Source organism: Phormidium yuhuli AB48, assembly GCF_023983615.1.
GTDB classification, from domain to species: domain Bacteria; phylum Cyanobacteriota; class Cyanobacteriia; order Cyanobacteriales; family Geitlerinemataceae; genus Sodalinema; species Sodalinema yuhuli.
Window position 1 is genome coordinate 2,963,641 of sequence record NZ_CP098611.1, and the last position, 21,817, is coordinate 2,985,457.

Genomic DNA, 21,817 nt, shown 5'->3' on the forward strand with positions numbered 1-21,817 from the left:
ATGCACATTGCCGATGGATTTCTCCCAGCACCTGTGTCGATCGCTGGCTACGCACTAACGGGAGGTGGGCTTTGGTTTTCTCTACGACAAATCAGTCGAACCTATGAGAATCCTCAAGAACATATCCCTAAAACGTCATTACTGACAGCGGCGTTCTTTGTGGGCTCGTTAATCAATGTTCCCATTCCTCCATCGAGTGTTCACTTGTTATTAAATGGAGTGCTGGGGGTGCTGTTAGGGTATTATGCGTTTCCGGCGATTGTGGTGGGCTTATTTTTCCAAGCGGTGATGTTTCAACATGGTGGCTTGAGTACCCTTGGGGTTAATGCTGCAATGTTGGCATTTCCGGCTCTCTTGTCCGGGTCTCTCTTTAAATATCGCCTTTTACTCGGTGGGGACACGCGGCGTCGGCTGGGGCTGGTGGCCTTTGTCGCGGGTGGGGTGGGGGTTGCTTTATCCACTCTCATTTTCTTTGGCTTGATTGTGACGACTATTCCGGCTGACTTTGATGCCGATTTAGAGCGATCGGCTACTTTGGTTTTGATGATTTCTCAAATTCCGCTGATTTTTATTGAGGGAGCCTTTACGTCGATGTTGGTCTTGTTTTTAAAACAAGTGAAACCGGGTTTAATTGAAGGGTTTTAGGAGACGACTGGATGGCGCTCTCTAATGCAACATGAAATTGATTATTATGCCGGTCTGGACTCTCCCATTCATCGTTGGGAACCTCGCTGTAAGCTGATTGGGCTCATGGCCCTGATTTTTGCCTTTTCTGCTGTGGAGGTTCCGGGACTGCTGCTGGTGATGCTCCTGGTAACGGGGATTCTCTATAAACTCTCCCGCTTGCCGGGGTCATACTTACGTCAGCGGCTGCATTATCCGGGCTATTTCTTGCTGGGGGCTGTGGTGATGTTGCCCTTGAGCATGGGCGAAACGGTCTTGCTAGACTTGGGATGGCTTCAGGTTCGTTGGGAGGGAATTTTAGCGGCTATACCGATTGTGGTGCGATTTGTCTGTATTGTCACTGTGACCCTGGTGCTGTTTGGGACGGGTTCTCTGGCGACGAGCTTACGGGCGATGCGATCGCTCGGGGTTCCCAGTCTCATCACTGATATGATGCTGCTGTTCTACCGTTATCTCTATGATTTGCTTGATCGCCTACGACAGGTGCAAACGGCTATGAGACTTCGAGGTTTCAACCCTAAGCAGTTCAGTTGGCGAACCCTGCGGCTGCTGGCGGCCTTGACGGGAACTCTCCTCGTCACCAGTTATGAACAGTCGGAACAGGTGTATCAGGCGATGCGTCTGCGAGGGTATGGCCAACGGCCAGCACAAGGGTTGACTCTGCCGATTCAGCCTTGGGATGCGATCGCCCTTGGGGGGGTGTTGCTCCTAGCCGCTGGATTGGTTATCGCCCAGATTTGGCTTTCCCTGGAAACGGCTTAAGACCGTCATCCTCATATCTGACGACTGTTCCCCAGCTAACATCCAATCTAACTCTTTTGAGACCCTTATCTAAACACTCATGACGGTTCCCGCTTACTACGATCGTATCAATCATCAACTGCTCGAAAGTATCCCCAAAAACCTCGGCCGCATCATTGAGGTAGGTTGCGGAACCGGGTCTCTAGGAGCCGCTTATAAACAAGACAATCCCAATAGTGAATACATCGGCTTAGAGCTAAACCCAGAGGCCGTTCACATCGCCCAAGACCGGCTCGATCGCGCCTTATGTTTCAATGTCGAGACCTCCGATGAGAGCCAGTTAGGGATTGCTCCACAAAGTTGTGATGCGCTCATCTATGGCGATGTCTTAGAACATCTACACGACCCCTGGAAGATTCTCAATCATCATGTCTCCTGGCTCAAACCCGGTGGTTACGTCTTGGCCTCGATTCCCAATATCCAGCATTGGACGATTCTGCGAAATCTCATCCAGGGGAAATGGGAGTATGAAGATGAGGGACTGCTCGATCGCACCCATTTGCGCTTCTTCACCCTGGACAGTATGCAGACGATGTTTACCGATGCCGGGTTAATCGTCAAAGGGGTTAGCCGTATTTTGTCCCATAACCCTGAAGAATTTGAAGCCTTCTACTCCCAACTCGAACCCCTGGCCCAACACCTGAAGCTGGATCACAAGCGCTTGAAACTGCTCACAGAATCTCATCAATACGTTCTCACCGGGGTAAAAACTCAACGGCGGCTGTTTATCCAAACCCTCATGATGGCCCCATTGGCCTGCGATCGCATCCGTGTCTTAGATCCTGACGAGTTTAGTAACCGCATCACGGGAGTACGAGCTATCTCCTCGGTTCGCAATGCTACCCTCAGTCTAGCGGAAGCCGATGAGGAAAAAGTCTTCATCTGGCAACGGGCCCTGCTGAAACCCGAAACTGCCCTAACACAACAGCAAAACTTACTTCAGCGGGACTATCTGATTGTCGCAGAAATTGATGATGACCCCCTACGTTGGGAAACTCCCTCGGATAACGGCTTTTTCTCCTATCGCAGTTGTCACTGTGTGCAAACCTCCACTGAGCCACTGGCAGAGTTTTTGCGTCAATATAACCCTTACGTCAAGGTTTTTCCCAACCAGCTCGCCAAACTGCCTAAACCTCGCCTTGAGAGCGACTATGAGACGGCTACCGTCTTTTTCGGAGCCTTAAACCGAGAAGAGGATTGGAAACCTCTCATCGACGCCATCAACCAAGTTCTGGAGCAACTGGGCGATCGCGTCTCCGTCAAAGTTCTCCATGACCGACAATTTTTCGAGGCCCTCAACACCCCTCACAAAGCCTTTGCTCCCTTCTGTGCCTATGCCAACTATCAGCAGGTGATGCGTTCGAGTACCGTCGCCCTGCTGCCCCTAGAACCCACTCGTTTTAACAAAATGAAGTCTGACCTCAAATTTGTTGAATGTGCCGGTCAGGGGGTCGCCGTCCTCGCTAGCCCAACGGTCTATGAGAGGAGTCTTCAAGATGGCAAAACCGGCCTGCTGTACCGTTCGGTCGAGGACTTCGCAGCCAAATTCCAAGAGTTGCTGATCAACCCTACCCTACGACAACAGCTTGGACAAGCCGCCTATCAGTGGGTTGCCCAGAATCGTCTCTTGGAACATCATGCTCAAGACCGAGCCAAATGGTATTTCCAGATGCGCGATCGCCTCCCAGAACTTAACGAAGCCTTGAAACAGCGGACTCCTGAATTATTCTAAACCCCTTAACTGACTGAGGGCCTTAGGCTTGGAGTTCCTGGGCCAGGCTACCCATAACGGCTGCGACCTGATCCAACATCTGATCCAAACATTTGACTCCCGCTTTAGCCTCTTGTAAGACCTTAGGATCGGTCGGTTGCCGTTTGACTTGTTCATTCAAGGTTCCCGCTAATTTCATCATGTCCGGAATGCCCACATTGCCGCTGGCCCCCTTAATCTGATGAATCAGCCGTGAAAACGTTTCTAAATCTCCCTCTATGATTGCCGTTTCTGCACCCGCCACATACTCTCGGGCCGAGTCCATAAACGAATCGAGGAGTTCTAATTCAAATTCGAGATCATCGCCAGAAACCTCATGAAGACGATCCCAGTCAATGTAAATGTCGGACTTTGCCGGGGTAGAATCTGCCATAGATGCTGATATTGAAGGGTTAGACGTTACAGTGGCTCCATTCTGAGAAAGAGCTGAGGACTGATGTACAGGTGATGATTCGATTCTTGTCATCCAATGTTCCAAAACAGATTTCAGTTTTTCCATCGTGACGGGTTTGGCGAGATAATCATCCATCCCCGCATTTAAACACTTTTCGCGATCGCCTTCCATGGCGTGAGCCGTCAGGCCAACAACCACCATATGGCGATCGCTGTCTTTCTCCCGCAAACGTAAACGCTGCGTTGCCTGGTATCCATCCAGTACCGGCATTTGACAGTCCATTAACACCATATCAAACCGCTCTTGCTGAAGCCGGTCTAAGGCTTCTTGGCCATTATTAACACACGCGGCCTTGTACCCGAGTAACTTGAGCTGGTTCATGACTACTTTTTGGTTAATGTGGGTATCTTCCACCACAAGGACTTTAGCCGGGACTGAAGCCGTGGCCCGCGCCGCCGGGGGAGGAGCCGAGATCTCCCCTACGTCCAACTGTTGGTCTACCGGGATAGGGGTGGAGGGAGCTGAGACGTCAGCTGAGAGAGATTCTGGGGTCTCTGAGGGAGCTTCGGTAACCCCAGTTGAGTTAGCCAGGGACTCCGTCGCCGCTGGACTGGGGTCATCTTCTGGGGGTGAGACCTCAACAAATTGTGCCGTAAAAACAAAGGTTGAGCCTTGGTTGGGTTCGCTTTCCACCCAAATTTGTCCCCCCATCTTCTGCACCAACTGACGACAGATGGCTAACCCTAAACCCGTTCCCCCATAGCGACGGGTACTTGACGCATCTACCTGAGAAAAGGCCTGAAATAGATACTTGCGATCGCCCTCAGCAATGCCGATTCCCGTATCACGCACCGCAAATTGTAGGGTTAAAATTCTCTCACACTCACCCTCATCTGATCCAGGGTCCCCAAGAACCCCTTGTTTGGAGCCAATGGCTCGGACCCCAATGGCGACAGAGCCGCGATCCGTAAACTTAATGGCATTCCCCACTAAATTCATTAACACTTGTCGCAGACGACGGGAATCTCCCGAGAGTTGAGCCGGCAAATTAGGGTTAATATGCAGTTTCAGAGATATTCCTTTCTCTTTTGACTGCATCACAAAAATATTTAAAACCTCATTCAAACAAGACTTTAATTTAAAGGTGTGACGGTCTAATCGTAGTTTTTCTGCTTCTAGTTTTGAAAAATCTAAAATATCATTGATTAGATTTAAAAGATGCTCACCACTGGTCTTTAACGCTTCCGTAAATTCTAATTGTTCTTCATCTAACTCGGTGGTCATTAACAAGTCTGTCATCCCCAGCACTCCATTCATCGGAGTTCGGATTTCATGACTCATATTTGCCAAGAAATCAGACTTCAAACGGGCGGTTTCTAATGCAGCTTCCCGGGCTTGAACCAGTTCGTTAATTTGGGTACTCGCAATGACCACACCCCCCACCTGGCCATCTGAAGTATACCAGGGATGAATCGCCCAGCGTAAATAAAGTTGCACCCCATTATCCCGTTCCCAAATATCCTCAGGAGTGCTGACAATTTCTCCCTGTAATGCTTGGTTATACAACACTCGCCAGCGTTCAGGCAAATCTGAAAACACATCATAATGGCATTTGCCAATTAGAGGCTCTTGCTCCAGATTAAAATCACTCAGCCACGTATTGCTATAGGCAAGATAGCACATGTTGCTATCCATCATTGCCATAGCTACTGGGGCTTGGGTAACGATTTGTCGCAATTGTTGTCGCTCGGCTTCAATGGCTGCCTCATAGCGTTTTCGTTCCGTGATATCGCGAACAATTGCTAGGACTTCATTCTCCCCACTGGTGACAATCCGCGCCTCAAAGTTATGCAATCGGATCTCTCCCGTTTTGCGATTCGGGATATCAAGAGCATATTCAAAGATTTGCACTTCTCGGGATTGACGGGCTAACTCCGCATAATGCAAATTGAGATCGGCAACTTCTTTCGGCAACACTTCATAGAGACTTTTACCTAAGAAACCACTGCGAGATAAGAGAAGTGGCTGATCCTTATCAGCCTGCACATCGAGATAGGTGCCATCAGTGCGCAAGCGAAACATGGTGTCTGGGATAGCTTCGAGGAGAGCTTGATTTTTCAGTTCACTTTTCTGAACTTGCTCAGCCCGTTGTTCCAAATATAAGACCATATCGCGGATTTGTGAGGTCATGCGAGCAAAGGCCAAGGCGAGATCGCCAATTTCGTCGGGGCGAGTGCGGTGCTGTTGGATAGCACTGTCATCATCGATGGCGCGATCAAACTCCCCTTCCGCGACCCACTGGCTGGCGTGGGCCAGTTCCTGGAGCGGTTTGCCCAGGGAACGGCCGAGCCATGCCGCCACCCCAACCCCAGCCCCCGTTAATAAGACCCCCAGAAGGATGGCACTGTTGCGGGTCTTATTCTGTCCTTGACGGAAGCGAGTCATGGGAAAATCTAACTGGAGCGCTCCCACGGTTTCCGCTCCTGAGGCGATGGTTTGTCCTGAATGAAGGAGATCGCGTTCCCATTCAAAGAGGGGCGTTCCACTGGCTAAAATTTCAGACCCTAATTGAATCTCCGCCTGGGAGTCCTCTTCTGCGTTTAAGGTTAAAAGACGTTGGCCATTTTCGTCATAAATCGTAACGGTGAGCCAGCTCTCTTCCGTCTCTAGACCCTCCAGGATTTGTTGGAGTTCGGTCACGGTGTCACCGGTGTCACTGGCTAGGGGAGCAGCAACTAAACGTGACACGAGATCCAACATGAGGGCCGCTTGGCCTTCGAGTTCTTCTCGGTAAACCTGTCGTTGGCGATGGAGTGAAAACAGCGTCACAGTAGTTACACTGATCACAGCTGACAAAGCGATGGTGGCCGTGAGCTTAGCGGTGATGGGTAAGCGACGACCTTTGAGTTGACGCATCAGTTGACGCATAACGACAGGGGAAAAAGGCAAAAAAAGGACAAGGAAATCGGACTTGCGAGATAAGACCTCTCGCGACAGGGGCAGTCATGTGGTTCAGAATGAGTCCCCCCTCTAGGATAGCGGTTCTTTTGAGAGAGACGGGAGGGTTGCTTCAGTAAAACTACGGAGGATCTCCATCCGAATACGGGAGCTGAGGGAGTTAACTGACAACATTTGGCGAAAATGGCCCGGGGTAGATGGCTTAACTGGCTATCTGGATAAGGTTCACGATAGGCTGTTATCCGGTCAAGAAATTTCTAAGACCTGGGGCTGTTCATCTCAACCTTATGTTAAATCCTCCTATGGTTCGTCCTTACACGATAGTTATATTAGCCATGACGGCTGATGGCAAAATTTCTGATGTCAAACGCTCGGGGGTGACCTTCGGCTCTTCTGTTGATTATACGCATTTGGAACAGCAGGTGGCTGAGGCAGATGGGGTGTTAATGGGAGGGGGAACGTTGCGCTCGGGGGAAACGGCGATGCGCGTTCAGACTCCGGCGTTACTGACGGCTCGACAGGAGGCGGGAAAACCGCCACAGCCGATTCAAATTGTTTGTTCGGCTTCGGGGAAGATTGACCCGGAGTTACGCTTTTTTCAACAGCCGATTCCCCGCTGGCTCTTGACGACCCCTCAGGGGGCTGAGTTTTGGCAGACTCATTCGGGTTTTGACCAAGTTCTGACCGGGGGAACCTCAAGGGATGGGGTGGATTTTCCTGCTGCTTTCGAGAGGTTGAGAACCTTGGGGGTGGAACGGCTGGCGGTCTTGGGGGGTGGAACGTTGATTGCGAGTTTGTTTGAGTTGGGATTGGTGGATGAGTTGTGGTTGACGGTCTGTGGCTATATTTTTGGGGGGAGTCAGGCCCCGACGCCGGTGGATGGTTTGGGTTTCGCTCGCGATCGCGCTCCCCGCTTACGGTTATTGGAGGTGAACCGGGTTGAGGATGAGGTGTTTCTGCATTATCAGGTGCAGCGAGATTCCCCTTAGCAGTCGCTAGGAATAGCTGAATGACTCTTGACCGGGGCCAGAGGGTTGGAAACTAGACAGTTGAGCGATCGCAGGCTAGGGTAGAGGTCAGGTTTTCCTGAGAGTGTTGTTAATGAGAATATTAGTTACCGGTGGTGCGGGATTCCTGGGTTCCCACCTCGTTGATCGCCTGATGGAACAAGGACATGAAGTCCTTTGTCTGGATAACTTTTTCACCGGGAGCAAGCACAACATCCTCAAATGGATGGACTCTCCTTATTTTGAGGTGATTCGCCATGATATTACTGAACCGATTCGGGTCGAAGTCGACCAGATTTATCATCTGGCTTGTCCAGCGTCACCGGTTCATTATCAGTACAATCCGGTGAAAACAGTGAAGACTAGCGTCTTGGGAACCCTACATATGTTAGGACTTGCTAAGCGTATTAAGGCTCGGTTGTTATTGGCCTCGACCTCGGAAGTCTATGGAGACCCCGATGTTCACCCACAAACGGAAGCCTATCGGGGGAATGTGAACCCGATTGGGATCCGTGCCTGTTACGACGAGGGGAAGCGTATTGCTGAAACCCTCTGTTTTGACTACCACCGTCAGAATAACGTCGATATCCGGGTGATGCGGATTTTCAACACCTATGGGCCGCGAATGCAGGAAAATGATGGACGGGTGGTGAGTAATTTTATTGTTCAGGCGCTACGCGGGATTCCTCTAACGGTGTATGGGGATGGCCAGCAAACTCGGAGTTTTTGCTATGTCTCAGACCTCATTGAGGGCATGATGCGCTTGATGAACAATGAGGAGCATATTGGGCCGGTGAATATCGGCAATCCCAATGAGTACACGATTCTGCAACTGGCTCAGACGATTCAGCGGCTGATTAACCCCGATGTGGAGATTCAGTTTGAGCCACTTCCTCAGGATGACCCACAACAGCGACAGCCGGATATTACACGGGCCAAGGACTGGCTGGGGTGGACTCCGACGATTGAACTGGAAGAAGGACTTAAAGAAACCATTGCGGATTTCCGCGATCGCCTGAGCTTGACGTAAATTAGGACTGTCCGGGTGTGTTGACATACAAGCCGCAGATTGGGGATGGCTGGAGTTTGCGATTAAGCTAGTGGACGACAGCTTGCTAACGCTCAGTCGTGGCGACGTTTTTTAGAGTTTTTTAAGGTTTAAGGACGAAACAGCTATGCGTGTTTGTGTGATTGGTACCGGGTACGTGGGTTTGGTGACGGGGGCCTGTTTGGCTCATACCGGTCATGAGGTGATCTGCGTTGATAACAACGAGGAAAAGGTCAAAACCATGAAGGCGGGGCGATCGCCCATTTATGAGCCGGGATTGTCGGAAATTATGACTGGCGCCATTCAAAATGGCAAGATTGAGTTCACTACGGATTTGGAGGCCGGCGTCTCTCATGGGGATGTTCTCTTTATTGCCGTAGGAACGCCGCCGTTACCCACCGGCGAAAGTGATACCCGCTATGTCGAAGCGGTAGCCCGGGGAATTGGCGCTCACTTGAAGCAAGGCTATAAGGTGATTGTCAATAAATCCACGGTTCCCATTGGTTCTGGGGACTGGGTACGCAGTATTGTGCTCGATGGCATTGCAGAACGGGAAAAATCCCTGGTAGGAGCTGGCAAAACTGGGGAAGACCTGGTGGAGCATATTGAGGTGGAATTTGATGTGGTCAGTAATCCCGAGTTTCTGCGGGAGGGGTCGGCGGTGTATGACACCTTTAACCCCGATCGCATTGTCTTGGGGAGTAACAGCGATCGCGCCTTGACGATGATGCAGGAACTCTATGCACCCATTGTCAATCGTGAGGTGGCTGAAAATAAGGAGTTACCCCCGGTTCCGGTGGTGATGACGGATTTATGTTCGGCGGAGATGATTAAGTACGCCGCCAACTCGTTCTTGGCCACCAAGATTAGTTTTATCAATGAAGTGGCTAATATCTGCGATCGCGTGGGTGCGGATGTGACCCAGGTGGCGAAAGGGATTGGCCTAGACTCCCGGATTGGGAATAAGTTCTTGAATGCGGGGATTGGCTGGGGTGGCTCCTGTTTCCCCAAAGATGTCTCGGCCTTGGTTCATACAGCGGATGATTATGGCTATGATGCTCAATTGCTGAAGTCGGCGGTAGAGGTGAATCAACGTCAGCGGTTGATGGCCTTGGAGAAACTGCAACAGGAGTTGAAGATTCTCAAGGGGAAAACCATCGGCTTGTTGGGGTTGACCTTTAAGCCGGATACGGACGATATGCGGGATGCGCCGTCGTTGGTGTTGATTGAGAATCTAAACCGACTGGGGGCTAAGGTGAAAGCCTATGACCCCATTGTCTCGCAAACGGGCCTACGCTCGGGGCTTTCTGGGGTGTATGTGGAGACGGACCCAGAACGGCTCGCTGATAGCTGTGATGCGTTGGTGTTGGTGACGGATTGGCAACAGTTTGCCGACCTCGATTACGCCAAGATGGCTAAGTTGATGAATAGTCCGATTATGGTAGATGGCCGTAACTTCCTCGACCGCACGGCGTTGGAGGCCATTGGCTTCCGCTATGTGGGAATTGGTCATTAGAGCGGTTTAGAGCTTCTAATTCGGCTGGGTTAGGCCCGGCCATGATATCCCCCTAGTCTCGCACTGGGGGGATTTTGTTGGCAGCCATCCGAGGAGGGAGTCGTGAGACTCGATGGGGGTTGGGTGGGGATGGCGTCCCCGGAAGGGGGTCAGAGAGGCGATCGCACGCAGCAAAAACACAGTCTAGATCGCGTTCCCAAAGGTGGGAGGTTCAGGAGGCGCGATCGCCCAGCACAGACCCTGACCTCACCCAAGCCAGAAGGGTCTATGGCACAACGACAGTGATAGAAGCGAACTCCAGCATCCCTGACCAGAGGAGGGGGCTAGGAGCGCCTGGGAATCGTCGATTAGGGGGTGTCTAAATTCCGCTCAATTTGGTGCAAGACATCAAAAAGGAGATCAACAGATCCTGAGAGATACCGCTTCAGGCGCAGCGATAGGGACATAGAAAACTCAACAGACTTCTCGCCGACTGCGAGATAAGATGCTAGCTTCCGTTCCTGTGTTGTATCCATAATGTGAGGTTTTTACTGAGTGACAAGCACGCTTTGTGTGGTCTAGTGTATTATACACCATCGGTATGTTGTACTAACAATGTACGACAGACTCTCTCCCGATGGGCAAGGTCACAAGTCCTGAAAGCCCCGAAATCTCTCGGGATAAGCCTTTGGGGAATTTGTCAAGAGCGCCAATTGCGCGATCGCACCTAAGCCTGAATCGAGGAGAAATTTGTTATGTTAATGATTCCTGACATTTAGAGAAGTTCAACCTATGCCAACAGAATCACCGGACGTTTTCACTCAATTTATCGAGCAAGAAATCCTGGGCAATCAAGTTTTAGACTATCTCATTGCCCTCGGGATTATCATGATTGGCTTGATTATCATCAAGATTGTTGCCAATGTTATTCTTGGGCGCATTAAAACATGGCTACGGCAAGCGGATGCCAGCTTAGATAATAGCCTCATTAAAATTGTCGAGCGGGCCCTGATTCCAATCTTTTACTTGGGGCTATTCTATGTTGCCCTCAATGGCTTAACGCTGCATCCAATTTTGGATCGGCTTTTAGATGGGGTTTGGGCGATCGCCTTCACGGTTATCGCCATTCGCTTTGTGGTCTCCGTCATTCAATATGGCTTAATCCTATATGGGATCAAGGCAAACAACCCCAATATCCAACCGACCCTAAATTCTCTCGTCCCTGCCATTCGAGTGGTCGTTTGGGCGATCGGCTTTATTTTCCTGCTGGACAATCTGCAATTCAATGTCTCAGCCATGATTGCCAGTCTGGGGATTGGGGGGATTGCGATCGCCCTGGCCTCTCAAGGACTCCTGCAAGACCTCTTTAGCTACTTTTCCATCGTCTTCGATCGCCCCTTCGAGTTAGGGGACTTCATCATCGTCGGCGACTTCATCGGCACCGTCGAATACATCGGCATTAAAACCACTCGTCTCAAGAGTTTGAGCGGGGAGCGGCTGGTCATCTCCAACACCGATCTAACGGGGTCCCGCATCCGCAATTACAAACATATGCAAACCCGCCGTATCGTCTTCAAACTGGGGGTGACCTACGAAACCCAGGTCGAACAGCTCGAAAAAATCCCCCAAATCATCCAAGACATCATCGACCCCATCGAAACCATCACCTTCGATCGCGCTCATTTCCTAGCCTACGGGGATTTCAGCCTCGACTACGAAGTGGTCTACAACGTCAACAGCAGTGACTTCGCCCAGTACATGGATGCTCAACAACACATTAATCTAGAACTCAAACGTCGCTTTGAAGCTGAAGGCATCGAGTTCGCCTATCCCACTCAGGTCATTTATCACAATGCCTTGCAAGGGGGATAGGGAATAGGGAACAGGGAACAGGGAACAGGGAACAGAAGGCAATTTTCCTCTTTCCTCGTTCCTAGGCTCTGCCTGGGAACGTCTCTTGGGAGGCTCTGCCTCCCGCTCTCAGGCAGAGCCGCCTAGCCCCCGTGTCACGGCTTCAGCCATGACACGAGTGAGACTCCTAACCCCGCACCAATTCCACTAAACGAGAATAATAGAAACGAGTGCTGGTCATTTCCGTGCGGGCGGGTTGGAAGCCATTTTTCGCAAAGATAGCCAGAATATCCGCTTCACGATGCTGATAGGCGCGAGTGGTCTTACTGGGCCCGGGGAAGAGTTCGCCGACTTTCTTCAAAACCGTGAGCCAGGGGGTTTTGGGCGCAAAACTCAAAATCACCCGTGACTCCGCTAACGAGCAGAGGTGGGAGAGCATCTCATCCATCTTGTCATCGGGATAGTGGATGAGGACATCCAGGCAGATGACGGTGTGGAAACGACCCGAAATTTCTTCGAGGTCGCAGGTTTCAAACGTGACGCGGGAGCTGTCACTCAGTTGAGCCTGAGCGCGTTCCTGGGCCTCCGTTACCATCATCTCCGAGATGTCGCTGCCGTAAACCGTTGCTCCCGCTTCTGCTAGGGGCAAACTCAAACTCCCTACACCACACCCCGCATCACAGAGGGTTAGTTGACTGAGGTTGCCATCGGCCGATAGCCAACCGATGACTTTATCAAGGGTCTGCTGGTGTCCTTCTCGGATATCCAGTTGGACCTTATTGACCTCGTCCTTACCATAAATTCGTCGCCAACGGTCAAAACCCGTGGTATTGAAATATTCCTTAACAATGCTTTTTTCGTCAATGATAATCATCGTCTGTTATCGGTGGTGAAAAAAAGAGGTTTGCCCTACAAACCCATACGTTATCCTAATTTAGACCCCTTTTGTTAGCTAATTGCGATCGCAATGACTGTCAACGCTGCTGAGTCTGAGCAAACCCAATCCCGTAAAGCGGATCACCTGCGGATTTGTCTGGAGGATGATGTGGAGTTTCGTGAGTTGGGGACTGGGTTGGAACGCTATCACTTCCGCCATTGCTGTCTCCCGGAACTGGATTTGGGAGAGATTGACTTACGGACTTGGTTTTTTGGGAAATCGCTTCAGGCCCCGTTTCTCATTTCCTCGATGACTGGGGGAACGGAAGCGGCCAAACTGATTAATCAACGTTTAGCAGAGGTGGCTCAGGCCCAAGGGTTGGCGATGGGGGTCGGATCGCAACGGGTGGCGGTGGAGAATCCGGCGTTGAGTCATACTTTTGATGTGCGATCGCTGGCCCCGGATATTCTCCTGTTTGCCAATCTTGGGGCCGTTCAGTTGAACTATGGCTATGGGGTGGACCAATGTCAGCGGGCGATCGCCATGTTGGAAGCCGATGCCCTGATTCTCCATATTAATCCTCTCCAGGAGGCGGTTCAAAGTCGGGGAGACCAGAATTTTAAAGGATTGTTTGACAAAATTGAGAGATTGTGCTACTTGCTGCCCATCCCGGTGATTGCCAAAGAAGTGGGCAATGGCATTTCAGGAGAGATGGCGCAACGGTTAATTGATGTGGGGGTTCAGGCCATTGATGTGGCGGGTGCGGGGGGAACCTCCTGGGCCAAGGTGGAAGGGAAACGGGCCCAGGATGTCCGTCAGCGTCGTTTGGGGGCCCTGTTTTCCGATTGGGGTATCCCGACGGCGGACTGTCTGGTGCAGGTGCGATCGCAATTTCCCGATATTCCCCTGATTGCCTCGGGGGGCTTGCGCAACGGCTTAGATGTCGCCAAAGCCCTGGCCCTGGGAGCCAACTTAGGGGGGTTAGCTAGCCCGTTCCTCAAAGCGGCTGCCGATTCTCCCGAGACCCTCAATCAACTGGTGGACTTACTCAAGAGCGAATTGGCCACCGTCTTATTTTGCACCGGCAACGCCAATATCGAGGAATTACGGCACAGTGATAGTTTGGAGCGTCTAAAATAACGACAGCCGTTTAACTTGCACCCCCAACGTCATGCGTGATTTTCTCAAAAATGTTGTTGCCACCGTCGCCGGACTGATTCTCTTTTCTGCAATTGGCGTTGGAGGGTTAGCGATTCTCCTCATTACCGCTTCCCTACAAGCACCTCGTGGGCCTGAGGTGAAGGAGGATTCCGTTCTCGTCTTGGATTTGAACCTGAATATTCAGGATAGCCGCGCCACAGCTACCCCCGGACAAGCCTTGCAACGGGCCTTGGATGGGTCTACGGATAAAACACTGCCCCTGTTGGATGTGCTGGAGGCCTTGGAACAGGCGAGTAATGACGATCGCATTGTCGCTGTCTATCTGAAAGGGCGTTCCGGGGATATGCCGACCAACTATGCTAACTTGCGGGAAGTGCGGGAGGCGTTGGTCCGATTTCGGGAAACCGGTAAACCGATTATTGCCCACGATCGCGATTGGAATCAACGGGAATACTATCTGGCCTCTGTGGCCACGGAACTATCAATCGCTCCCCTCGGGGCCGCTGTTTTCAATGGTTTAAGTGCGGAAACTCCCTTCATTAGCGGCACGTTAGACCAGTTGGGGATTGGGGTTCAGGTAGTGCGTCGGGGGGATTATAAGTCCGCTGGGGAAACCTTTGTTCGCAGTGACTATAGTGATGAAAATCGCGAACAACTCCAGGCCTATCTGACGGATTTATGGTCTGAGATTGTTCAGACGGTGAGTGACCATCGTCCCCTAAGTCCCCAAGAGTTTGAAACCATTGCTAATATTCAGGGGGTGTTATTGCCCGATGAAGCTGTTAATCAAGGATTTGTCGATCGCGTCGCTCAAGACGTGGAGATTCGCGATCGCTTACGGGAACTCAGTAATGTCGGGGATGAGGAGAAGTCCTTTGAGGGGCTGAGTTTAGCCACCTATATTCAACATCTCAATCCCACCCAAACTCGACGCGGGGCCCCGGGGAGCGATCGCCAAATTGCCTTAGTCTATGCTGAAGGGCCCATTGTCGATGGGGAGGGAGAAATTCGTCAAATTGGGGGCGATCGCTTTGCCCAGAAACTACGGGAATTGCGGTTTGATGACGATATCCAGGCCGTCGTCTTGCGAGTCAATAGTCCCGGCGGGAGTGCGATCGCCTCAGAAGTAATTAAAGAAGAACTCGAACTACTGCGAGAAGAAAAGCCAGTGATTGTCTCCATGGGCAACGTGGCCGCCTCCGGAGGCTATTGGATTTCCATGGCCGCCAACGAAATCATCGCCCAACCCAATACCGTTACCGGCTCAATTGGGGTCTTTGGGCTGTTCTTTAATATCGAAGATTTCAGTGAAAACGTCGGTCTGAGTTGGGATGTGGTTCAAACTTCGCCCCTCGCCAATACTCAAACCATTTCTCGTCCCAAAACCGAAGAAGAGATAGCACTTTTAGAACGCTTTGTCAACCAAATTTATCAACGTTTTACGACTGAAGTATCCGAGTGGCGCAACCTTTCCCCCGATGAAGTTGAAACAGCCTCCCAAGGTCGAATTTGGTCAGGGGTAGCTGCCGAGCGTATTGGTTTAGTGGACCGGGTTGGCGGCTTACAAATGGCAATTGAAGTCGCTGCCGAGGCCGCTGACTTGGGAGAAGAATGGACGATTCGAGAATATCCCCGCACCCGACCCTTCGCCGAACGCTTCCTAGAAGAACTCTTTGGCTCCTCCAGTCAAGTTGTCTTACCTGAACCCTTAGAGAGTTTCCGTCAGCAAATGGAAACCCAGTTAAGCGACCTCTCCACCTACAACGACCCCCGAGGCTTATATATGCGGCTTCCTTTTGACATTGAAATTGAATGAACAGGGAACAGGGAACAGGGAAAGAGGACATTGAGGGATATATCTTCAGCTTGGGAACTCTAATTCCGGAAAAAACGACTGAGTAATAAGGCCCTTCCCAACCCTCTAAGGCGTTGAGGGTATTTCGGGTGGCGCAAGCCCAAGTCTAAACTCCGTTTAGCCCTTGCAGGGCCGTCCATCCACATCTTAGTAAGGATGAAACCTTGTGACTACAATTCTAGAAAATCCCGACAACCTTCTCCTTGGGGACGAAGGCGATAACCTCTTGGAAGGAACTGCTGTCGGTGTAATTGATGGTCTGGAAGGGGATGACACCATCCTCAGTGCCCTCAATGCCAGTGAACCCGGCAGCACGCTCTTCGGTAACGCAGGCAACGACTACATCCGCAGTCGTGGGATTGGTGACATTGCCTTTGGCGGTCCCGGTAACGATACCCTGGTCAATGAAAATGGCCAGGGTTTAATGTTTGGAGACCAAGGCAGCGACTACCTCGTTGCCCGGGCCAGTGGTGCCACCCTCTTCGGTGGTAGCGACATGGACGATGCACCCGACGATGGTGATAACATCCTCATCTCCGAAGGGGGCCAAAACATCCTCGTCGGTGGTGGTGGCAATGACACCCTCCTCGGTCTCGTCGGCGGTGACACCATGGCCGGCCGTGGCGGCGATGACTATATCGTCGGTGGTCCAGAAGGAAACAACTTCCTCTTTGGTAACCGGGGTCTCGATAGTCTCCTCTCCCTCAGTGTTGACCGTCCTGATAGTCTCTATGGCGGACAAGACAATGACCATGTCGCCGTCGGTAGCGACAGTACCGCTGATAACCCGATTCTCGCGGGAGGTCAGGGGTCAGATACGGTGGAAGTGCAAGGCAGCCAAGTCGATGGTGCCATCCTCATCGGTGATGCCAACTTAGAAGGTGGCTTTAGCGGTAGTGACGCCGGAGATGATTATCTCTACGTCGCCGGGGGGAATAATCACCAACTATTTGGTAACGCCGGGTCTGACACCCTAGCCATTGGCATCAATGTGGGCATCGGCGTCTCCCTCTTTGGTGGCTTTGGTGACGATTTTCTCGTCGGAACCGGCGGTGCTGGCCTACCCCTGCCCGCGCAAATCAAAGCCTTCGGTGATAAAGGCAGTGATACCCTGATGCTGGCCGGCAAAGACTCCGAGTTCTGGGGTGACAATCCCACAATGAAGAGTGACTTCGGTAACAACACCATCATTGGGATTGGCATTGGCAACACCCTACGGGGCGGTAATGACTTCACCACCGGTAGCAACGCCGGAAACAACACCATCACCGCACAACTCGGTGACATTGAGTTAGCTGAAGGGGAAGCCAGCAAGAACGTTCTGATGGGGGGTCCTGGAGATGATACCCTCGATGCCAGTGCAAGTGGCCCTGGGGATACTCTCATCGGCGGTCCCGAAGGCGGTGGTGGTAATAACACCTTCATGTTCACCGCCGGTCAATTCATCAAAGCGGACCTTAGCGGCGCTAGTGTCAACACCTACATTGGTGTTAATGCTGGGATGAGTGACATTGCTGTGACCGTCGGCGCTCAAGACGTGGTGCAAGGAGATGGAAACTTCTTCTTTACCGGTGAGCAAAGCCGCTCCATCTCCTTGATAACCGGTGGGGTTACCCTCAACAACAATAGTGCCCACTTTATCCAGATTACCGGCGATGCCTCTGGGGTTACCAAAACCGGTAATGGCAATAATTTCTTTGACCTGGGTAGCGTCTCGGGTGCTATTGAGACTGGCGATGGTGACAACACCTTCTTCATTGGCAAAGATGTCAAGGGGTCTATCAAGGCTGGGAAAGGCAAGAACAAATTCAAGATGTCCGGCTCTGTTATTGATACCGGTGTCATCGAATTTGGTGCCGGTGACAATGACCTAACCTTTGAAGGGTTTGTCTCTGGTAAAGTCAAAGGCGGTAAAGGCAAGAGTGGGAAAAACAAAGTCAAAGCCCACTCCCTCAAGAACGGAGGAATCTTTGACTTCAGTGAGGGTGAATCCTGCGAAATTGATGTGACAGAGGTCTTTCAGGGTGGACAGATTATCATTGGTGGCGTCTCCAGCAGCGTCAATGTCAGTCTCGCCTACTCCGGTGCCAGCTTCACCGCCTTATCCGGTGACAACCGCATCATCCTAGATGCTCTCAGTCCCATGTTGGACGAAGAGGGGAATCCTGAAGCCGAACAAGAGGTTATCTCTATCACCGGTGGTGATGGAAATGACGTCCTTGGGGTTAGCAGCAGTTTCTCTTTCAGCAGTTTCTCCTTCAGCAGTTTCTCCTTCAGCAGTTTTGTTTCCGTGAGCCTGAACATCAGCGTCAGCGGCGGTAACAACGTGATGCAAGGGGCAGGCTTTGGTGACATTATCACCGCTGGTATTGGTAATGATGTCATCTACGGTGGTGCAGTCAGCTTCGAGGCATTGACCAGTACCTACAATGGCTTCCAAATTCAGGGAGCAACAGCCTCCAGCATTGCCCTAGATTTCTCTCGGGTCGCCAATGGTGACTTTATCGACCTAAGCAAAGGTGGGAACAACCGCGTTCTCTTCCGTTCCGCTTTTGAAACCGGGTTTACCCTACAACAGTCTTTCCGGTCTTTCCAATCCAACAGCTTCATCAGTCTCGGGAGCACGGGTGATATCAATGTTGGAACCGGCTTGAGTAGTAGTAACCTACTTGTGGGCACTAATGGTCAGTTCATTGGTGCGAATGGAACCAGTGCCGATGGCGCGCCGAGCGGTACCAGCTTCACGAAAGGGGTCTTCTCGGGGGCTGTGGGGATTGATACCCTCAACAACTTCCAGGTGGGCCGGGACAAAATTGTCCTCGACAGTAGTCAGTTCACTCTTAGCTCTGAGTCTGTGAAGCTGTTCCGTGGCCAAGGCGCACTCTACGGTGTCATTGCTAATGGGTCGGGTGCTGGTCTGGACTACAACGACTTTGATAACGTCCTCAATGGTTCGGGCTACTTCTTTGAGTCTTTTGTTCGCGGTATTGGCTCAAATGATGCCTTTGACGCAGCAGAGATTAACTTCAACGCCGAAGGTCAACTCTTCTTTGACCTTGAAGCGCAAGGACTCTACCTTGGTTTTGAAGGTGGTGCCAAACTCATCGCTCGTTTACCGGGTGTAAACTTAACGGGTGACGTTGGTGGTACGGTGGCGAATGACTTCGTGACCATTCAGTCTATTGGTGAAGACCAAGTGACCTTGTTCTAATTAGGAATACCCCGTGCATCTGCGAGTTACAGCCCCCACCTTGACGTTGTCTCCATCACTCTGGAGAAACTCTGAACTGGGGGCTGTTCTCAATATCATGCCTCTATCATGAACTTCCCGTCGTGATGTTCTGTAACTCGTCAACTTTTTGTCATGCTCAATCCCATCGAAAACCCACGGATGCAAGAGATATTCAATGACTCCCCTCATCTGGAGATGTATGGCCGGGGCAAACCGATTGGGTTAGATGATGTGAAACTTCTGACGATGGGACGAGATTCCTATCAGTATTACTTCCAGGTTCCCATTGAAAAATGTGTGTGGGGCTATGGCTGGTCTTATCTAAAAGGAGAAAACCCCCTCAATTCGTTTTTTAGGTGTGAGGCAAGTTTAGACCAGTTTTACACTCACTTCCGCCCCGAGACTTGCTTGCAAGCCTTAACCTTAGATAATACCGCTCAAGGTTGGGATTCCCTAGAAACGCCTTGGTACGTGAATCTTGAGCCAAAACCATTTTCTGGGGAAAATAAGTTAGGCCCTGAACATGGTCGTCCCCACTGCGGCCCGGTGAGTCTTGAACGGCTAAATTTGGAGAAGTTTCGGCTGCGGGAGGTCCTGCAATCAATTCGCAATATGGGCTATATGACCAGTTATTATGCCTCTCCTGACCAACATATTTTTGGGTATTTTTTGGTCACAGCCCAAGATTTTCGCTTTTTAGTGGTGAATGGGCAACATCGAGCGGCGGCTCTGGTAGAATTAGGGTCGCAAACCTTACCGGCTACGTTTACCTCCATTGCACCACGTATGCCGCGTCTGGTGTCTCCTTGGCATTTGGATTTTTTGGCGGGTGTTGCCTATGATGGGAGTCAACGAGAGGTAGTTCAAGAGATTTTTGAGAGTTATTTTGATGAGTCGTTGCGTCAACGCCGCCGAGAATATGTGACGGATTGGCTGCGTTTGGCACAGTTGGAGTCTGATTGAGATAAGGGGAACCACAGAGTCACAGAGGACACCGAGTTACAACAGTCCATTCTAACTCCCATGACGATTTCGATGAGTTATGAGTTCAGACCCTAATTTTCCCTCTCGGCTGTTATATCGAGATGGACAGCCCATTGATATTAAAGATGTTTGGTTTTTAGCCCTCGCTCATGATGCCTATTATTTTTGCTTTCATGTTCCCTTAGAGAAATGTATTTGGGGCTATGGCTGGCGTTATACTCAGGATGAAAATCCCTTTTATTATGCGTATGAGCAGGAGCATAATTTAGAGAGGTTTTACCACTATTATCAACCGAAAAGTGCTTTAGAAGCCTTGACATTTGAGCCGGGACATGGTGGCTGGAAATCGCTCTATATCCCTTGGCGTTGTACGATTAAACCGGCTCAACCGATAACGATGGAACCCTTTTTTGAGGGGATTGGTACTCAGCATTTTGGACCGGTGAGTCCTGAAAAGCTTGAGTTGGAGACGACCCGATTACAAACGGTGATGACGTCAATTCAAACAGTGGGGTATCAGGGAGGACAGGGGGAACATGAGCATATTCGTGGCTATTTTATGGTCAATGATGATGATTTTGTGTTCTATGTTGCAGCCGGGAAACATCGAGCAGCAGCATTGTTGAGGTTAGGCTATACGTGCTTACCGGCTACGTTTAGTGTTTTTGTGCCACGACTTCCCCGCTTAATTTCTCCTCGGCATCTTGAGATGTTGGCGGGGACGGTTTATGATGCAAGTCTCCTGCCGACGGTTTATCGAATTTTTGAGGGCTATTTTGATGAAAGTTTGCGAGAAAAACGTATCTCTCTCCTCAAGTCTTGGCTAGGCTAATTCAAGATAAATTGCTAAATTACTCATTGTTAATTATTGTCGATGGTTTATCAAAAGCCGCTCAAACCGTATAAGCAAGGACATCCCATTGAATTTCAGGATATTGGTTTACTAACTGTTTCCCGGGACTCCCATCGGTTTTATTTTAATGTGCCGATTGAGAAGTGTGTGTGGGGCTATGGTTGGCGATATACGAAGGGAGAACATCCATTTCTTAATTTTTTTGAACTGGGGGAGAGTTTGGATGAGTTTTATCATGCTTATCAGCCCCCAAATACTCTAGAAGCGTTGACTCTGGGATTCGATAAGCGTCCCTGGAATTCTTTGGAGTTACCTTGGCACTATAGTATTGTTTTTGTGCCGGATGTGAAGGAACGGAAAAAACATAAAAATCAACATCTAGGTCCCCTTCGTCCTGATAGACTCAATCGGGAAAAGTTACGTTTGACGACTGTGTTGGATTCGATTCAGTCTGAGGGCTATCAGCCAGAGAAATATGGCCATCCGAATCCTCATATTTGTGGCTATTTCTTGCTGAAAGATGATGATTTTTTATTCTACATTGAGGGGGGGAAACATCGGGCAACGGCTTTGGTGGAGTTGGGCTATACGAGTTTGCCGGTCGTTTCGCTGCCGGATACGTATTTTATCTCTCATGATACCCTTTCAGGTTTGGCGGGGGCGGCGTATGAGGAGATGGATTTGCCGATTGTACGGACAATATTTGAAAGTTATTTTAATCCTCGGTTGCGGGAGGGACGGAGGCAGTTGTTGGCGGAGTGTATGAGGCGGGCTAGGGGGAGTTCGGTGGTGGTGTTTTGAGGGAACAGGGAACAGGGAACAGGGAACAGGGAACAGGGAACAGGA

Annotated in this window: 16 protein-coding genes; 13 read left to right on the forward strand and 3 right to left on the reverse strand. The window is 50.7% G+C overall.

The window, feature by feature from the left end:
* From cbiM to NEA10_RS12685, 3 genes are all read left to right on the forward strand, one after another.
* On the forward strand, positions 1-645 hold the full coding sequence (gene cbiM, locus NEA10_RS12675) for a cobalt transporter CbiM (RefSeq protein WP_252660820.1): 645 nt from the start codon (positions 1-3) through the stop codon (positions 643-645).
* Positions 646-669: 24 nt separating this feature from the next.
* The gene (gene cbiQ / locus NEA10_RS12680) at positions 670-1,446 is read left to right on the forward strand and encodes a cobalt ECF transporter T component CbiQ (protein ID WP_252660828.1); all 777 of its coding nucleotides are present in this window, start codon (positions 670-672) and stop codon (positions 1,444-1,446) included.
* A gap of 79 nt (positions 1,447-1,525) precedes the next feature.
* Positions 1,526-3,217 (forward strand): methyltransferase domain-containing protein, encoded by a 1,692-nt coding sequence (locus NEA10_RS12685; RefSeq protein WP_252660830.1) that lies wholly within the window; start codon positions 1,526-1,528, stop codon positions 3,215-3,217.
* Positions 3,218-3,239: 22 nt separating this feature from the next.
* Here the strand turns inward: NEA10_RS12685 and NEA10_RS12690 are convergent, their stop codons facing one another.
* Positions 3,240-6,578, reverse strand: coding sequence for a hybrid sensor histidine kinase/response regulator (locus NEA10_RS12690; protein WP_252660832.1), 3,339 nt, complete (start codon positions 6,576-6,578; stop codon positions 3,240-3,242).
* A gap of 332 nt (positions 6,579-6,910) precedes the next feature.
* Here NEA10_RS12690 and NEA10_RS12695 point away from each other — a divergent pair, with 332 nt between their 5' ends.
* The 3 genes from NEA10_RS12695 (at position 6,911) to NEA10_RS12705 (ending at position 10,179) form a co-directional block, all read left to right on the forward strand.
* Positions 6,911-7,597, forward strand: coding sequence for a RibD family protein (locus tag NEA10_RS12695; RefSeq protein ID WP_252660834.1), 687 nt, complete (start codon positions 6,911-6,913; stop codon positions 7,595-7,597).
* A gap of 112 nt (positions 7,598-7,709) precedes the next feature.
* Positions 7,710-8,645: a UDP-glucuronic acid decarboxylase family protein gene (locus NEA10_RS12700; protein ID WP_252660836.1), complete on the forward strand. Its 936-nt coding sequence runs from the start codon at positions 7,710-7,712 to the stop codon at positions 8,643-8,645.
* Positions 8,646-8,790: 145 nt separating this feature from the next.
* Positions 8,791-10,179: a UDP-glucose dehydrogenase family protein gene (locus NEA10_RS12705; RefSeq protein WP_252660838.1), complete on the forward strand. Its 1,389-nt coding sequence runs from the start codon at positions 8,791-8,793 to the stop codon at positions 10,177-10,179.
* A 347-nt stretch (positions 10,180-10,526) separates the two neighbouring features.
* On the opposite strand, the gene NEA10_RS12710 is transcribed toward NEA10_RS12705, so the two are convergent.
* The gene (locus NEA10_RS12710) at positions 10,527-10,694 is read right to left on the reverse strand and encodes a hypothetical protein (RefSeq protein ID WP_252660840.1); all 168 of its coding nucleotides are present in this window, start codon (positions 10,692-10,694) and stop codon (positions 10,527-10,529) included.
* Positions 10,695-10,950: 256 nt separating this feature from the next.
* On the opposite strand from NEA10_RS12710, the gene NEA10_RS12715 reads away from it, so the two are divergent.
* Positions 10,951-12,030, forward strand: a complete 1,080-nt coding sequence (locus NEA10_RS12715; RefSeq protein ID WP_252660842.1) for a mechanosensitive ion channel family protein — start codon at positions 10,951-10,953, stop codon at positions 12,028-12,030.
* Between the two features lie 166 nt (positions 12,031-12,196).
* On the opposite strand, the gene bchM is transcribed toward NEA10_RS12715, so the two are convergent.
* A complete protein-coding gene (gene bchM, locus NEA10_RS12720; protein WP_252660844.1) occupies positions 12,197-12,883 on the reverse strand; it encodes a magnesium protoporphyrin IX methyltransferase in 687 nt (228 codons plus the stop codon).
* Positions 12,884-12,976: 93 nt separating this feature from the next.
* On the opposite strand from bchM, the gene fni reads away from it, so the two are divergent.
* The 6 genes from fni to NEA10_RS12750 all read left to right on the forward strand — a co-directional run bounded on the left by fni (position 12,977) and on the right by NEA10_RS12750 (position 21,772).
* Complete coding sequence (gene fni / locus NEA10_RS12725; protein ID WP_252660853.1) at positions 12,977-14,026, forward strand: type 2 isopentenyl-diphosphate Delta-isomerase; 1,050 nt, start codon at positions 12,977-12,979, stop codon at positions 14,024-14,026.
* Between the two features lie 31 nt (positions 14,027-14,057).
* Positions 14,058-15,863 carry a signal peptide peptidase SppA gene (gene sppA, locus NEA10_RS12730; protein ID WP_252660854.1) on the forward strand — a complete coding sequence of 602 codons (1,806 nt, stop codon included), beginning with the start codon at positions 14,058-14,060 and terminating at the stop codon, positions 15,861-15,863.
* Positions 15,864-16,068: 205 nt separating this feature from the next.
* The gene (locus NEA10_RS12735) at positions 16,069-19,113 is read left to right on the forward strand and encodes a calcium-binding protein (protein ID WP_252660856.1); all 3,045 of its coding nucleotides are present in this window, start codon (positions 16,069-16,071) and stop codon (positions 19,111-19,113) included.
* 153 nt (positions 19,114-19,266) lie between these two features.
* Positions 19,267-20,097: a hypothetical protein gene (locus NEA10_RS12740; protein ID WP_252660858.1), complete on the forward strand. Its 831-nt coding sequence runs from the start codon at positions 19,267-19,269 to the stop codon at positions 20,095-20,097.
* A 79-nt stretch (positions 20,098-20,176) separates the two neighbouring features.
* Positions 20,177-20,950, forward strand: a complete 774-nt coding sequence (locus tag NEA10_RS12745) for a hypothetical protein (protein WP_252660860.1) — start codon at positions 20,177-20,179, stop codon at positions 20,948-20,950.
* Between the two features lie 42 nt (positions 20,951-20,992).
* Positions 20,993-21,772: a ParB/RepB/Spo0J family partition protein gene (locus NEA10_RS12750; RefSeq protein WP_252660862.1), complete on the forward strand. Its 780-nt coding sequence runs from the start codon at positions 20,993-20,995 to the stop codon at positions 21,770-21,772.
* Positions 21,773-21,817: the final 45 nt, after the last annotated feature.